Origin of the sequence: Photobacterium sp. GB-72 (genome assembly GCF_003026095.1) — a bacterium.
In the GTDB taxonomy this organism is placed as follows: Bacteria; Pseudomonadota; Gammaproteobacteria; order Enterobacterales; family Vibrionaceae; genus Photobacterium.
Genome location: NZ_PYNV01000012.1, coordinates 26,984 through 42,324, shown reverse-complemented (window position 1 = coordinate 42,324; position 15,341 = coordinate 26,984). Strand labels below are relative to the sequence as shown.

General features: G+C 40.5%; 12 protein-coding genes and 1 pseudogene. 2 read left to right on the top strand and 11 right to left on the bottom strand.

From position 1 onward, the window contains the following. Positions 1–10: 10 nt before the first annotated feature. Positions 11–424, bottom strand: coding sequence for a septal ring lytic transglycosylase RlpA family protein (locus C9J40_RS13940; protein ID WP_107247253.1), 414 nt, complete (start codon positions 422–424; stop codon positions 11–13). A 246-nt stretch (positions 425–670) separates the two neighbouring features. Between C9J40_RS13940 and C9J40_RS13935 the strand changes: the two genes are divergently transcribed. Continuing rightward, entirely contained in the window at positions 671–922 is a 252-nt protein-coding gene (locus tag C9J40_RS13935; protein ID WP_005364493.1) for a DUF2999 family protein, read from the top strand. A gap of 99 nt (positions 923–1,021) precedes the next feature. On the opposite strand, the gene nirD is transcribed toward C9J40_RS13935, so the two are convergent. The 9 genes from nirD to C9J40_RS13890 all read right to left on the bottom strand — a co-directional run bounded on the left by nirD (position 1,022) and on the right by C9J40_RS13890 (position 13,056). Then, a complete protein-coding gene (gene nirD / locus C9J40_RS13930) occupies positions 1,022–1,393 on the bottom strand; it encodes a nitrite reductase small subunit NirD (protein ID WP_107206842.1) in 372 nt (123 codons plus the stop codon). Then, positions 1,390–3,906: a nitrite reductase large subunit NirB gene (nirB, locus tag C9J40_RS13925; protein ID WP_107247252.1), complete on the bottom strand. Its 2,517-nt coding sequence runs from the start codon at positions 3,904–3,906 to the stop codon at positions 1,390–1,392. The genes nirD and nirB overlap by 4 nt, the downstream gene beginning before the upstream one ends. Positions 3,907–3,915: 9 nt before the next feature. Continuing rightward, positions 3,916–4,749 (bottom strand): ABC transporter ATP-binding protein, encoded by an 834-nt coding sequence (locus C9J40_RS13920; protein ID WP_005364475.1) that lies wholly within the window; start codon positions 4,747–4,749, stop codon positions 3,916–3,918. Between the two features lie 20 nt (positions 4,750–4,769). Beyond that, positions 4,770–5,696, bottom strand: coding sequence for an ABC transporter permease (locus tag C9J40_RS13915; protein ID WP_107206973.1), 927 nt, complete (start codon positions 5,694–5,696; stop codon positions 4,770–4,772). A gap of 57 nt (positions 5,697–5,753) precedes the next feature. Further along, on the bottom strand, positions 5,754–7,214 hold the full coding sequence (locus C9J40_RS13910) for a CmpA/NrtA family ABC transporter substrate-binding protein (RefSeq protein ID WP_006644067.1): 1,461 nt from the start codon (positions 7,212–7,214) through the stop codon (positions 5,754–5,756). 255 nt (positions 7,215–7,469) lie between these two features. Further along, on the bottom strand, positions 7,470–8,045 hold the full coding sequence (locus C9J40_RS13905; protein WP_107247251.1) for an ANTAR domain-containing response regulator: 576 nt from the start codon (positions 8,043–8,045) through the stop codon (positions 7,470–7,472). Positions 8,046–8,168: 123 nt separating this feature from the next. Next, on the bottom strand, positions 8,169–9,056 hold the full coding sequence (cobA, locus tag C9J40_RS13900) for a uroporphyrinogen-III C-methyltransferase (RefSeq protein WP_107247250.1): 888 nt from the start codon (positions 9,054–9,056) through the stop codon (positions 8,169–8,171). A gap of 15 nt (positions 9,057–9,071) precedes the next feature. Beyond that, positions 9,072–11,771 (bottom strand): nitrate reductase, encoded by a 2,700-nt coding sequence (locus C9J40_RS13895; RefSeq protein WP_107247249.1) that lies wholly within the window; start codon positions 11,769–11,771, stop codon positions 9,072–9,074. Between the two features lie 247 nt (positions 11,772–12,018). Beyond that, on the bottom strand, positions 12,019–13,056 hold the full coding sequence (locus C9J40_RS13890) for a potassium channel family protein (RefSeq protein ID WP_107247248.1): 1,038 nt from the start codon (positions 13,054–13,056) through the stop codon (positions 12,019–12,021). Between the two features lie 417 nt (positions 13,057–13,473). Between C9J40_RS13890 and C9J40_RS13885 the strand changes: the two genes are divergently transcribed. Next, positions 13,474–14,052, top strand: a complete 579-nt coding sequence (locus C9J40_RS13885) for a hypothetical protein (RefSeq protein WP_107247247.1) — start codon at positions 13,474–13,476, stop codon at positions 14,050–14,052. Between the two features lie 776 nt (positions 14,053–14,828). Here the strand turns inward: C9J40_RS13885 and C9J40_RS13880 are convergent. Continuing rightward, positions 14,829–14,951: pseudogene (locus C9J40_RS13880) on the bottom strand (ISAs1 family transposase); the annotation flags it as partial. Between the last annotated feature and the right edge of the window lie 390 nt (positions 14,952–15,341).

The window sequence follows — 15,341 nt, the reverse complement described above, 5'->3', positions numbered from 1 at the left end:
CTAATACAGGTTAATTTAATGTCTCAACTTTTACCTTAAGTACACCTGACGCTGTATTTCCGATCGCACTAAAAGCTGAACGGGATAAATCTATTACTCGCCCTTTTGTGAATGGGCCGCGATCATTTACTGTCACAACAACACTTTTACTATTTGCTAAATTAGTTACTTTAACTTTGGTACCAAAAGGTAATGTTCTATGTGCTGCTGTTGGTTTATTTTGATCAAAGTGCTGCCCGCTTGCTGTCTTGCGCCCTTGATATTTATTTGCGTAATACGATGCTTTACCGTATTCACTATGGTGCTTATAGCTCAAAACAGGTTTTGTTGATGTCGTATTACCTGAGTTTGCACACCCTCCTAGTGTTAATAAACAAACAAATAATAAAATACAGTGTCGAATAGCGATTTTCGGTACAAACATCATTAATCCTATTTATAAGCATCAGAGCAATTTTACGCTATCATATAACTATTTGATAATCCGTATGTAAAGGTTATGTAAAAGTTATAACCCATAGATATATAAGTAACAAATTTAATCACTTATTCTTTATGGGTAATTAACAATACTTCTTCCCCTCCAAGTAAGCATCATTTCTCAGTACTCACAACGAAAAGCTAGTGTTAAACTAATTGTCTATTGTATTTAGTCCTAAAAGGTCATGTGATGAACCCAATTATTGCCCTGTTGAAAGAGAACAATATCAGCGATTCCCAAATTAATGAGATTTTTCAGACATTGACGCAAAACCCTCTTGCAGCAATGACAACAATTAGTCAGTTAGGCTTACCACAAGATAAGCTGCAACAATTGATGGCGCAGGTAATGCAGAATCCAGCATTAATCAAAGAAGCAGTAGAAGAGCTTGGTTTAGACTTTTCAAAAGTTGAAGAAGCAAAAGCACAATTGAATAAATAACCGTGCGTTAACTTCTAGATCAAAAATGCCGTTAATAGTTTACCTACTAACGGCATTTTTATATTTAGACAAAAGCGTACTGCAATAACGATAGGCTCACTAGCCTGTATAAAGCCATAACTCGTTATTGTTCCAACGGGTTTTCCATGTACCAAGGATATGCTCTGGCACTTCTAAGCACTTTCCTGTCGCCAGATCATAATGTTGTTTCAATAATGGTGAGGCGACACATAACACACCATCTTGATCACCAACAATACCGCGACTCATGACATAAGCTTTTGCAATAGGATCCCAATTATCAACGGCATAGACTGCATTATTTTGTTTAGGTAAGTAATACAGCGCAATTTGTTGTTGATTAACTAAGGCAGCAATACCTGAGTCAGGAACTAAATCATCTTTATGGCAGATCTTAACCCAACGAAGATCTGATTTTATTGATTGAGGTATTTCCGTCACATCACTCATAATTCCTCCTTAATAGGGATACGCTGACCTCGAATACGTTGATATGGTAAGGAGATCTCTTCATCTTTGAGATTAATAAACTGACGAAAACGATGCAGTTTTTGCTCTGATGATAAGGTTGTTTTCCATTCACATTGATAACTATTAATCACATGTTCCATTTGCTTTTCTAATGAGATGTTGATGGCAAGTTTATCTTCAATAACCACTTGTTTAAGATAATCGAGCCCACCTTCTAAATTTTCTAGCCATACTGATGTTCGTTGTAGACGATCAGCTGTTTTTACATAAAACATTAAAATTCTATCGATATAAGCAATCAAGGTGGGTTTATCTAAATCAACAGCAAATAGATCACCATGACGTGGACGCATACCACCATTACCGCCAACATAAAGGTTCCAGCCCTGCTCTGTTGCAATAATACCAATGTCTTTACTTTGTGCTTCTGCACATTCTCGGGTACAACCTGAGACAGCAAATTTCAATTTATGCGGTGAGCGTAACCCTTTATAACGATTTTCTAATTCAATCGAGAGTGCCATTGAATCATCAACCCCATAGCGGCACCACGTTGACCCCACGCAAGATTTAACGGTTCGTAATGATTTGCCATAGGCATGACCCGTTTCAAATCCAGCCTCAATCAACTCAGCCCATATATCAGGCAATTGTGATAGTTGTGCACCAAACAAATCAACCCGTTGTCCACCTGTGATTTTGGTATATAAATCGTATTTTTTGGCCACTTCACCAAGGGTGATTAATTTATCGGGGGTAATTTCACCACCGGGGACCCGAGGCACAACTGAATAGCTGCCATCCTTTTGAATATTTGCAAGAAAGGCATCGTTAGAATCTTGCAGTGGTTGATAAGGTGATTCGAGAACATGCTCATTCCATAATGAAGCAAAGATTGATGCTGCTGTTGGCTTACAAATATCACAGCCTAACCCTTTCCCATGAGTAGCGAGTAAGGTTTCAAAATCTTGAATTTTTTCCACTTGGCATAAATGGAAAAGCTCTTGGCGAGTATAAGAAAAGTGCTGGCAAACATGGTTGTTTACTTCCATTCCCATGCTTGCTAATTGTTCATCAACAATCTGTTTAACCATGGAGCTGCAGCCGCCACACCCTGTACCCGCTTTCGTCACTTGTTTAATTTCACCAAGTTCGTGACAACCCTGCTGTACTTGGCTGATTAATGCGCCTCGAGTAACGTTATGACATGAACAAACCACACTATTTTCATCAGTGGATGGCGCTAACATTGAGGTATCAAATAACAGTTGTGCGGGGTGCTCGGTTAATACTGTTTGATTTAAATAACATTGTAATAAGGCGTCATAATCGCTGCTATCACCCACTAAAATAGCGCCAAGAATTTTCGTGCTGTCAGCATTCACAACGAGCTTCTTATAACGTCCACCAGCACTGTCTTGCAATACAACTTCCTTGGCTCCTTCAGTGCGCATCTGTGCATCACCGATAGAAGCCACTTCAACGCCTAGTAGTTTCAATTTGGTGCTCATATCCGCACCAACAAACTTGGCCTCTGTCTCGCTAACTAATTGCGAAGCAACAGTACGCGCCATGCTATAACCTGGTGCAACAAGACCAAAAATTCGAGCTTGCCATAACGCACATTCACCAATCGCGTAAATATTCGCATCACTGGTCAAGCAGGTATCGTCAATCACAATACCGCCACGTTCGCCAATTTCTAATTCACATTGGCGAGCAAGGGTGTCTTGCGGTCTTATCCCTGCTGAAAAAACAATCACATCGACATCTAATGGCGTATCATTTTCAAACCATAAACGATGAGTCGCGGTTTCCCCATCAGTAATTTTTTCTGTACGCATATCGGTGTGGATATGAACACCTAATTCAGTGATTTTCTTTGCCAGTAAATCACCGGCTAAATCATCTAACTGAACAGGCATTAGCCGAGGAGCAAACTCAACGACATGGGTTTCTAACCCTAATAAACGTAAGGCATTTGCCGCTTCAAGCCCAAGTAACCCACCGCCAATAACAGCGCCAGTTTTGGCTTGTGAACAGGCATTCTTTATCGCCGCAAGATCATCAATTGTGCGATAAACAAAGCAATTCTGACGATCGTTGCCTTTAATCGGCGGAACAAATGGTGTTGAGCCTGTCGCTAACACTAATTTGTCATAATCTAAGCAAATCAGCTCAGAGGTAACCACATCACGAATATTTACCGTTTGCTGCGCGCGATTGATCTCAACAACTTGTTGCCCTAACCGTAAATCTATACCTTGGTTTTGATACCACGACACATCACCCAACATAAGATCTTGTTGAGATTTATCAGCAAACATCGCTGATAATTGCACCCGATCGTAAGCCGCTACCGACTCTTCGCCAATAACCGTAATGCAATAGTGTGCTAAACCGCCTTTATCGACTAATTGATCGATAAAGTGATGCCCCACCATGCCGTTACCAATTACAATAAGATGTTGTTTATCCATTCCGTTGTTCATATTGCCTCCTTACGCGACTTCTTGCGTTCTTGGCTGAGTCATTGGCTTAACTTTGCAGTGCTTCTCATATAAAAACTGTAAAACTTGCTGACGTAGATATTGATACCGTTCGTTATTTGCGAGAGAAACACGATTTCTAGGACGAGGTAGATCAACTGCTAATACTTGACCGATTGTGGCTGCAGGACCATTTGACATCATCACAATACGATCAGATAACAGCACGGCTTCATCGACATCGTGGGTGATCATAATAATGGTATTATTAAGCTCAGCTTGAATTGCCATTAAGGCATCTTGCAGATGTGCTCTTGTCAGTGCATCTAAAGCACCAAATGGCTCATCCATCAGTAAAACATTGGGCTGCATTGCTAAAGCACGAGCAATCCCTACCCGCTGTTTCATACCACCAGAAATTTCATCAGGCTTTTTGTCACTGGCATGGGTCATTTGCACCAACTCTAAATAGTGCATCACTTGCTGATTAAGCAAAGTCTTACTCACTTTCTGTTTTTGATGTATCGCGACCTGTTTAAGCGCTAACTCAACATTTTGATAAACCGTTAACCACGGTAATAAAGCGTGATGCTGAAAGACGACCGCCCTATCTGGCCCCGGCCCTGCAACTTCTTTATTACTGACAATAACCCCACCATCAGTTGGCATCTGAAGACCTGCGATTAAATCAAGCACGGTTGATTTACCACAACCAGAATGTCCAATTAAGGAGATAAACTCTCCTTTATTGACGGTTAGATTAACGTCTTTCAAAGCAACAAATTCGCCCGTTGCGACAGGGTAACGCATCCCTAATTGAGTTAACTCAAGTAATGGTTTTTGCATCTTACTTCTCCTTTTTCGCCTTATCGCAACACTTGCTGCTTATCCCATGAAACACGCTTTTGGATCATGAGCATTAATCTATCGAGCATTAAGCCAATAAAACCAATCATCACCACCGCAACCATGATTCGGCTTAACGATGCTGCACTGCCATTTTGAAACTCGTCCCATACAAACTTGCCTAATCCCGGATTTTGCGCGAGCATTTCTGCGGCAATAAGTACCATCCATGCGATACCAATTGATAATCTTAAGCCGGTAAAAATCATCGGAATGGCAGAGGGCAAAACAATCGTTCTAATATGCTGCCAATAAGATAAACGCAATACTCGACTCACATTGACTAAATCTTTATCAACATTCGTTACGCCAACGGCCGTATTAATTAAGGTTGGCCATAAACTGCATAAGGTGACGGTAAGCATTGAATTAAGAAAGGATTTTGCGACTAACGGATCTTTCGTTACGTAACTTGCACTTACTACCATGGTCACTAACGGCAACCATGCCAATGGTGAAACAGGTTTTAATAATTGAATAATAGGGTTAAACGCCATGTATAACTTGTGATTGAGTCCCAGCACTAACCCCAATGGGATCGCAATAACGGATGCTAAAATAAAGCCACAAGCAACGGTCACTAAACTGGTAACTATTTGATCAAAGAATGTCGCTTTACCCGTGTAAGCACGCACTTTGATATTGGCATCAGGATCAGCGGCTAATTTTTTAGCATTACGTACTTCCTGACGCTCATAGAAAGCCTGTTCTTTTTCTCCCTCTTGCAGATGATCTTCAACCAGTAACACAAATTGTTCAGCGGTTTGAACCGGTCCCGGTAATGAACCAAGTGATGTTTTCACTTGTAGTGCCGAAAAGTGCCAAATCACAACAAAAAACAAGACGCCTAATACTGGTAGTAACCATTCGGATGAGCGTTTTAACATGACTTTTTGCTCGGGTAATTGTTTAAGAAAACTAATCGTTGCTGACATGATCTCTCCTTAGATCTGCTGATCGCCTTTTAAGCCAATCGAAAATTGCTCGAGATACGCATTCGGGCTACGTCCGTCATAGGTAATATTGTCAATGAAATGATTATGTGGAGGGCGGAAACCCGTTTCATTATCGACGTCTGAAAAATCTGATTGCTTCATAAGGCCATCTGAAATCAGGGCATTAACTGCTAATCGATAAATATCAGGACGATAAACTTGTTTGGCGATATCGATATACCAGCTATCAGGTTTTGCTTGTGGTATTTGTCCCCAGCGACGCATTTGGGTTAATGACCAAACAGCATCACTGTAGTAAGGGTAAGTCGCGTTATAACGAAAGAACACGTTGAAATCGGGTGCAGGTCTAATATCACCAGCCTCATATTCAAAGCTCCCTGTCATGCTATTCGCTATTACCTTTTCATCAGCCCCTACATATTCACTACGAGCAAGTATCTTTGAAGCCTCGGCACGATTCTCATTGCCATTATGATCAAGCCACGCTGCCGCACGAATTAAGGCTTTAACTAATCGAATATGCGTATTAGGGTTTTCTTTCGCCCATGATTCCGTTACACCAAAGACTTTCTCTGGGTTATTCTTCCAAATATCATTATCTGCAATGATCGGTACCCCAATTTTTTTCGCTACCGCTTGTTGGTTCCAAGGTTCACCAACGCTATATCCTTGAATTGTTCCTGCTTCCATCGTGGCTGGCATTTGCGGTGGTGGCGTGACATTCAGTAAGATTTCAGCCTCACGTTGCCCACTGTTATCGCCTTTTTCAGGGGCATAAAACCCAGGATTGATCCCAGCGGCTGCTAACCAATAACGTAATTCGTAGTTATGGGTTGATACCGGGAAAACCATACCCATTTGAAATGGCTTTCCGGTATCTTTGTAATGTTCCAATACAGGCTTTAACGCTTCAGCTTTAATCGGATGGATAACTTTTCCATTCTCATCAACCGGTAATTGTGGCTTAATTTGTTGCCATACTTCATTGGAAACAGTGATCGCATTACCATTTAGATCCATGCTAAATGCCGTAATAATCGGTGCTTTGGTACCAATACCGATTGTTGCACCGAGAGGTTGACCAGCCAGCATATGCGCGCCATCTAACTCACCATCAATCACGCGATCCAGTAGCACCTTCCAATTTGCTTGCGCTTCCAGTGAGACATACAAGCCTTCGTCTTCGAAATAGCCCTTCTCATAAGCAATAGCTAGCGGTGCCATATCCGTAAGTTTAATAAAGCCTAGTTTTAGTTCTTCTTTCTCAGGCTCGCCTAACACCAATGGCGATGCATTGACCGTTAGCGCTCCAAACAGCAAAGCAGATAAACTGACGCCGTACGATTTTTTGATGAGCTGCATGAGTCCTTTTATAGCCATAATATTTCCTACCCAACTTAAAAAATAAAAGCCACTGCTTCGGTTAAGAAACAGTGGCTTCGGTGCCATCCCAAGTACCTTCATGGTAGCTATGGATTTTTATCGCTCTCGTCGGTTATTCAAGTGCGACCAAAAATTTTGTGTAAGTGATGCGCTTGCACAACTTACACATTAATTAATCCATCATTTATGCCAATTTTTTTAAAATCGTAAAAAACATTAAAAACAGCTAGTTACGATATTTCGATTATTTGTTTTATTTATATTTGCCTTAATATGGTGCAGGTCGCACCAGATAAGTAACAGATAACAAAGTAAATAAAGCTAATATTGTTCGGTTTTCTGTAATGTTGAGATTAAGTTTCTCGCTATTTTCACCATCGGCAAACCATTATCCATCGCCGCTTTTCGTAGTGCGTCATGAGCTTGATTTTCATTAAGACCATGGTGCTTTTGGAGTAAGCCTTTCGCTTTATCGATCCATTTTTTATCCATGATTTTTTGCTCTAAATCTGCAATTTCCTGCGTCAGTTTTATTTGCTTATCACGCACTTGTTTTGCTCGCCCAATCCACGTTTCAAACTCGCAGTCAACCGTTGATGGCAGTAATAAATACCCTTCAGGATCTGGTAATATATTGAAAGTATTAATATTAAATTTACGAATAAAAACAATAAGCGGCGTACTATTTAAAGAAGTGAGTTTAATGATCTCTTTTAATTCAGCACAAGGCTGTAGCCATGAAGTCACAATAGTAGCGTCAGGATATTGCGATAACATCCCAGCTAATTGATTAAACTTAACCTCGATAACAACGCGGAGATCAATGGCAACACGCTGCGCTATTTTGCTTTGTTCTTCTTGGCTGTCGCTGCAAATAATAATAGGGATAACTGGCATAATCTTTCCTTGATAACAACATCTTTCTATACAAGTGGTTATTTTCCTATTACGTACACTGCAATTAGACTGCCAACTCTAAAAACAAAACTATAAATAAACCTATTTATTAAAATCAGCCCCTTAAAGCAAACACACTTGCTCAGTTAATTGCCTTGCTGTGCGCTGTAATTGCTCACGTAGTGCTACCACATCACCGATGATGATCAAGGCGGGGGATTCGCCTTTAAGATCCTCTGCTAATGACGCGAGTCCTTTAAGTTGTTCAATATAGACAGCTTGATTAACAGAGCAACCATGACAGATCACGGCAACAGGCGTCTCTTCATTTAACTTGGCCTCAATCAATTGGTTTTGTATCTGTTGTGCCTTCTCTAGTCCCATATAAAACACTAAGGTTTGCCCATTCGCGACAAGTTGCGACCACGCATTAAAAGCCCCTGTTGCTACATGTCCTGTGACTAAGGTAACGGAACGCGAAACTTCACGATGAGTAAGAGGAATACCAGCAGAAGCCGCGCAACCAATCGCGGCAGTAATACCTGGAATGAACTCATAATTAATATTTGCATCCACCAAGGCTAACGCTTCCTCTCCCCCTCGCCCAAAGATCAAAGGATCGCCCCCTTTAATTCTCACCACGTACTGCCCTTTATGTGCTTCTGATATCAATATCTGATTAATTTCCTCTTGCGATAAACTCGGTTTACCACAACGCTTACCTACATAAATATGAATAGCTTCAGGGTTGGCTAACGCAATAATATCTTGGCTGACTAAACGGTCATAAACGACAACATCGGCATGCTCAAGTGCGCGCAATGCTTTTATCGTTAATAAATCAGGGTCGCTCGGGCCAGCTCCCACTAAACTTACAAACCCGCTATCATGCTTACGACTTGCAGATGAAAGTGGCCTCAGTACCTTTTTGTACCCCTGATCATCATGAGACTGAAATCGACTTTTTAAGACTTGTTTAGCGGTTCGTTTGATTGTTGAAAAATCATCCATGATTTCATCCTTCATTTATAATTGAACAGTTGGAATAAGTTGCTGACTTTCTGAAAAATGTCGTTCAACTTGAGGTAGGCAAGTACCACAATTAGTACCGCATTTTAATTGCTTAGTAAGATCGGATAATGATGTGATGTTATTGGTAACAATGGCTTGTTCAATCATCAGATCCGTAATTTGGAAACAACTACAGACAAGCGTTTGCTTACTATGCTGACAACCTAAGGCTTCTAGCACATCCGTCATCACAAAGGGTTGATTAACACAGTTAATCAGTGTCGTCATATCAACATTAATTGGCTGATCACTAAAAAGATGGATCGCCGTAGTATTCAATTTAATATCAGGGTTAATTACCTTGGCTAACTGCACTAAGGCAAATCCCCACTTTTGTTCTACTAATAAATACTGCTGTTTAGATCCAGCTAAAGATCGCAATAGCGCCGTTTTGTCTAAGCAAGTCTTACCTGCATATCGCCAGATCCCTTTCTGCTGATAATGTTCATTCTGATACGTTTGGAAACTGGCATATTCATAGTCCAATTGTGCCGGAATATCCCCTAATGACACGCCATGAAATTCCATTGAGATCGGTGTTAGTTTTACTTGTGCGGACTTAAAACTAGGCTGACCGGATATAGGATCACAAGCCACAATCACACTTTGATTGATAGCCGATTTTGCACCGTATTTCCCAGCCCAGTGCATAGACATAAACACTTGCTGCTGGCTAAGTGTCGAATCAAAAACAACCCGAGCAAGGTGTTTATTCAAATCTTGATAGCTCTCAAGCGATTCAATACAAACGAAGTCACCATCCACTAACCCAACATGTTTAGCACTGGTTGGATGAATATAAAGACTCGGCTCGACTTCAGACTGTGCCAATACTGGAACATGCCCAGTTCGTGTCATGGTATGCCATTGATCACGTTGTCGACCAGTGTTAAGCCAGAAGATCGATTGAGAGGCATCTTGCGCTAACATCACATTTGACGACGGGTTTTCACTTGCTGAAGGCGTGACGACTAATTGGGCTTTTCTGGTTGGAGTCGAAAATAAAGGAAGGTCATTGTGTTGTTCAAATACGCCATTACTGGTCGCATTGAGAGGCCATTGCTGCGGCTGCCACGTTTGATAATCATCATCGCTAATCAATGCTAAACATGAAATATCAAATAACAAGTCAGTGCTATTGTTAATACCACTCAAGGCGGCATGTTCACGAAAAATATCAGCTTCTGATTGATAATCAAACGCTTTACTAAAACCTAACTGCTTCGCCACATCACAAATCATTTGCCAATCGGCTTTAACCTCACCTGGCATTGCGGTAAATGCCCGCTGTCGACTCATCATACGCTCTGAGTTTGTTACCATGCCTGATTTTTCACCCCATGCCGCTGCTGGTAATAAGCAATCTGCATACGCTGCTGTATCTGATTCAGGTGTAATATCAGAGACAATCACATATTCACACTTTTCTAATGCTCGGCGTACTTGCTCGTTATCTGGCATTGATATCACGGGGTTAGTTGCCATGATCCACAACACGCGGATATCACCGTTTTCTACGCTTTTAAATAAATCGACCGCTTTATGCCCTGCCGTTGTTGCGATATTAGGCGCTTGCCAAAACGCTTTAACTTGCGAAATTGAAATATCATCAAAGCCACGATGAACGGCGAGTTGATTAGCAAGCCCGCCAACTTCTCTTCCTCCCATCGCATTAGGCTGGCCTGTTATAGAAAAAGGACCACAACCTTGTTTGGCCATTTTTCCACTAACTAAATGACTATTAATAATACTATTGGCTTTATCTGTGCCACAACTTGCTTGATTCACCCCTTGGCAAAATACAGTTACAGCACGCGGCGCTTCCTTCATCCATTGGTAAAATGTTGCTAGTTGCTCAATCGCAATGCCACTACTTTTACTTACTTCAAGCAATGAATATTTATCTTTCATTACCTCTTGCTGTAATGCATCAAAACCTTCAGTTACCTGAGCAATAAAATCACGATCAATAGCGTTGTTTTCTATAAGGTAACGAATTAATCCATTGTAAATATCAATATCAGTATCATTGGCCAACGCTAAATGTAAATCCGCCTGCTCTGCTGTTACCGTTTTACGTGGATCTATCACCACTATTTTTAATAATGGATTTTGTTTTTTTGCTTGTTGGATACGTTTAAAAACAATGGGGTGAGTCCACGCTAAATTAGAACCCACCAGCACAATTAAGTCGGTGTTGTCTAAATCGCTATAATTGGTAGCAACAATATCTTCACCGAATGCTCGGTTATGTGCAGCAACAGCAGAAGCCATACATAACCGAGAGTTTGTATCGACATGGCTACTACCAATAAAGCCTTTCATTAATTTGTTGGCAACATAATAATCTTCCGTCAATAACTGACCAGATAAGTACATACCAATGGCTTCAGGACCGGATTCTGCTATCACACGGCTAATGGTTTCAGCTATTTGACTGGTTGCCTGATCCCACTCGACAACCTTTCCTTTAATTTGAGGATATAACAAGCGATTAGGTTGGCTCATACTGGCTACGAGTGACGAACCTTTTACACAAAGTGCACCACGATTTGTTGGGTGAGATACATCACCAATAATCTCAGACTGCTTTGTTACAACGCCACAGCCAACACCGCAATATGGACATGCTGATTTAATTCCTTGGCTAATCATCCCTTCCCCTTAACAATATCGCACTGCCACTGAAATAAAAAAAACGCTTATCCCGAGAAGAGATAAGCGCCAATGCTTAACGAAATAGTGAATGTGCAATAAGATTAATGCAGTGAGTATGCCAACCTAAAAAAACAAGAAATTACTATTAGATAACAGTGAGTTAATTGCCACCCCTTTACTTTTTAATTTCTACCGTAATCACCCACAGCACCAACATAATGCGTCGTTGCACAACAATGAGTCATCAAGATGCTGGCTCTGGCCACGTCATATCATCAACACGTTCATCCGCAATATAAAATAGACGAGTAGCAGGAGTAATAGATTGGTTTAATGGTGGATTGACTTGAATCCCCTTACCATCGTCATAGGCAATAAGGATAGCATCGTGCTGATATTTAAAATGCTCAAACAATAACGCAAAGGTCGCTGGTTGTTGTGTTGAAGGGTAATCAATCGCATATTGAGTCATCCCTTTATCCGTACTTAATAGCTCTTGATGAAGCACACTCGACCCCGGATCAACCGCTGATTTAGCAATCATTTCAATCGCAACCGAAGGAATACATTCCGCATTAGGACAATGAAGCTTTAATAAATCGCTCAGCCCCTCGTCATCAAAATAAGCCAGTAAATGTGCACTTGGATTACGACCTGCGGCAAATAATGCTGCAGTTAAGGTTACGTCATCATGTAGCGCATCAACAATAATACAACTGGCTTTATCTATACTGGCACGCGCCATTTCCTCGGCATTGGTATAGCTAGTGACACGGACAAATTCTATCTTATCAGGCATAGGGTTTTCGATTTCAGAACGCGTACATAACACAATCGTCCGACGCCCTGCTTCTTCATGTAGTAACATTCGTAACATGCTAAGCGTTCGATTTTCATTCCACCCCAACAGTAAAATATGCTGCTCCATTTCAAGACTCCTTTTTCCTAACATGCCACGTCGCCAAACACTCACGAACAAGGTTGCTATCCGGCCAACAACAATCGCAAATAGCCCTAAACCACCCGGAATAATAAATAGCGCAGCCACCCATTTACCGAGTGCGGTTTCAGGAGAATGATCGCCGTAGCCCACAGTAGAAGCGGTTACGACTAAGTAATAAAAGAAAGTGGAGAAAGAACGACTTAATTGTTTTTCACCCATAAGGAATAGTAGCAACCAACTTATTGCGATGTATAAACCCGTGATAACTGCAATATTTCGCCCAGTTAGTTGAGAGAAATATTTTACCGTGATCCGTTGTAGGTATAACCACAGCCCCATATTCACCCCACACTCAAATAAATATAACCCTCAAATTTAAGCGTAGCTTGTTAAAGGTAATTATTTAAAAGCCGTACTTAATTTGTAAAATACTCACATACCATAAGAAATAAATAACCAAAAAACCACTATTATTAAAACATTGAATACCACAAGTTATTCACAGAACGCTAATTCTATTATCGGTTACTGTATATTGTTTTTTTATCAGTATAAGGATATTAATCTCCGTGTTAATTACGCCGCCTTAGTTTCTCTTCCCCTCGCCAAAAACTTAACAATGACTATCTTCGTCTTCATATTCGATTCACGTTTGTCATTTCTTTGTGATACTCGCTTTGCCCTTGTTCAAGTCTATTTACAGCCCTCGACACCTCGTTTATCGTCTGCAATAAAACAACAGTCAATTACATAATTATGAAGAAATATGGACTTATAGGCGCAGTAGCACTAATTACGATTTGCTGCTTTTATTACAATAAAACCGAACAACCGACGGCTAATATTGCGCATTTTTCTAAGCAAGAAAAAACACAGCAATCAAATTTAGAACTTGATATAAACCAAACCATTCTAGAGCAGGCAAAAAAGTGTATTAATAAAACACCAACAAGAAAAAACTTTCATTGCCCGATTGATATCAATACTGCTGAAATCGCAATAAATGGAAAACTCAACATTATGCGAACAGGTAACCATTACGAGATTCATACCACAGATTTTGTTTATAACGTTAAAGCAAGCAAAATACAGACCTCAGTCACCACTGAAGATCAGGGCTTTTATCAAATTAACGATGCATTACAAATTGTGAACTTTCGCCTTACTTTTCAACAAGGTGATAAACATTGGTATAGTGAATCAACCAAGCCATTTACGTTTTCTGAGTCTTCAGATAATGCGTTCAAAATTGTAAAAGGCTCAGCAAGAAACTATGGTTCTAACAACTCCTATTTTGATTGGCACTCAAGCAATCAGAAGGTGTTAAACGCCTAATATCAAGCAACCCAATTGTTCCCCCGATTGGGTTGCTTGATGCCTTAACTATTAATCATAACAATGGGTTTTATCGCTACGTTTCTGTTGGGTAGTTAAGATGCGACAGAGTCGTTCGGTGATCACAATGAGCTAGCTATGAAAGCTAGCTCGTTTGTGGACAGAAATGAGTTTCGCGAAAACTTACATTAGCAATGTCATGAATAACTATAGGTATGGCAAATAGCAAAAATGGCATGCATGACACACCAGATGATGTAGCGCCCCCTCTGCCTTACGAACACCGAACTCGCCTTGAGAAAAGCATCAAGGCTGCCACCCCTCTAGAGCATATCGCACAATTTACTTATACAGAGGCTCGGGCTTGTTCAACACTTGGGATTTAACGTTGGCTACGCAACACTTAATCCTTACTTGTTATGTGTGTGCTAAAAGCCCAACAGATCTTTTAATGAAAAACCATCAAGCGTGTTTGGGGTTAACATGCCTGTAGCAATTAACACTAAAAACACTGCGATAGTCAGAAACACAGGAGTTTTTAACCATACAATAAAGACATATATATACGTCCTTTATAGCGTTCCAGTCTTTCAATATGTCGACTCTTAGCCAAACTAAAAGCTAGTATTAGGTAAGAAAGAAGTGAGATCGTAGCGATTTCATCAGTAGCTTTGGAAACTGAAGTGCCCCAATACCCGCGGTAAAAAACAGCGTGCTAAACGCTTTGTCCATGTAGTTATACCTACCACAGGGCGGGATTCAACTTTGGCTAAATATCAACCAAAGATCATTTTTGAGCGATATTCGCCAGACCAACCTGATTTTCTACGTTTGGCAGCTAAGCTATCTTTGTCACTCTCATCTAGCTTTATCGTGTTCAAAGCAGCACGATTAAATGACACCAAGCGAGAAAGCAACAGCCCAACAAGTATCATACCCAAACCGATATTTACGGAGTAAAGTAGCGTTTTATTTTGAAGTGTAAACTCTTCAATTGTTAAAGTCCAAAATCCATTAATTATAAGCAAGATAGTAATAAACTGTCGGAGCTATATTCCTTCTTGCCTTTATTTTCACAAGTTTTGTTAGGTTCTGGTTCTCTGCGCGTATCTATAGTATTCAATATTATTATCCTCACTTTTTAGTTATTGTTTTATTCGACTCTTAAGCAAGTGAACTGATTTGGTTGTATGGCGATTACTTCAATGTTCTCGGTTCGCCACACATAGACGAGAAATAGTAGCGAAGAAGAAACCAAGCCGCTACTCTAGCAAAAACAATGCCGCTCA

What these genes read in the sequence shown, in the direction of transcription:
- C9J40_RS13940 (WP_107247253.1), bottom strand. Translation starts at nt 424, where the DNA reads ATGTTTGTACCGAAAATCGCTATTCGACACTGTATTTTATTATTTGTT.
- C9J40_RS13935 (WP_005364493.1), top strand. Translation starts at nt 671, where the DNA reads ATGAACCCAATTATTGCCCTGTTGAAAGAGAACAATATCAGCGATTCC.
- nirD (WP_107206842.1), bottom strand. Translation starts at nt 1,393, where the DNA reads ATGAGTGATGTGACGGAAATACCTCAATCAATAAAATCAGATCTTCGT.
- nirB (WP_107247252.1), bottom strand. Translation starts at nt 3,906, where the DNA reads ATGAACAACGGAATGGATAAACAACATCTTATTGTAATTGGTAACGGC.
- C9J40_RS13920 (WP_005364475.1), bottom strand. Translation starts at nt 4,749, where the DNA reads ATGCAAAAACCATTACTTGAGTTAACTCAATTAGGGATGCGTTACCCT.
- C9J40_RS13915 (WP_107206973.1), bottom strand. Translation starts at nt 5,696, where the DNA reads ATGTTAAAACGCTCATCCGAATGGTTACTACCAGTATTAGGCGTCTTG.
- C9J40_RS13910 (WP_006644067.1), bottom strand. Translation starts at nt 7,214, where the DNA reads ATGGCACCGAAGCCACTGTTTCTTAACCGAAGCAGTGGCTTTTATTTT.
- C9J40_RS13905 (WP_107247251.1), bottom strand. Translation starts at nt 8,045, where the DNA reads ATGCCAGTTATCCCTATTATTATTTGCAGCGACAGCCAAGAAGAACAA.
- cobA (WP_107247250.1), bottom strand. Translation starts at nt 9,056, where the DNA reads ATGGATGATTTTTCAACAATCAAACGAACCGCTAAACAAGTCTTAAAA.
- C9J40_RS13895 (WP_107247249.1), bottom strand. Translation starts at nt 11,771, where the DNA reads ATGATTAGCCAAGGAATTAAATCAGCATGTCCATATTGCGGTGTTGGC.
- C9J40_RS13890 (WP_107247248.1), bottom strand. Translation starts at nt 13,056, where the DNA reads ATGGGGCTGTGGTTATACCTACAACGGATCACGGTAAAATATTTCTCT.
- C9J40_RS13885 (WP_107247247.1), top strand. Translation starts at nt 13,474, where the DNA reads ATGAAGAAATATGGACTTATAGGCGCAGTAGCACTAATTACGATTTGC.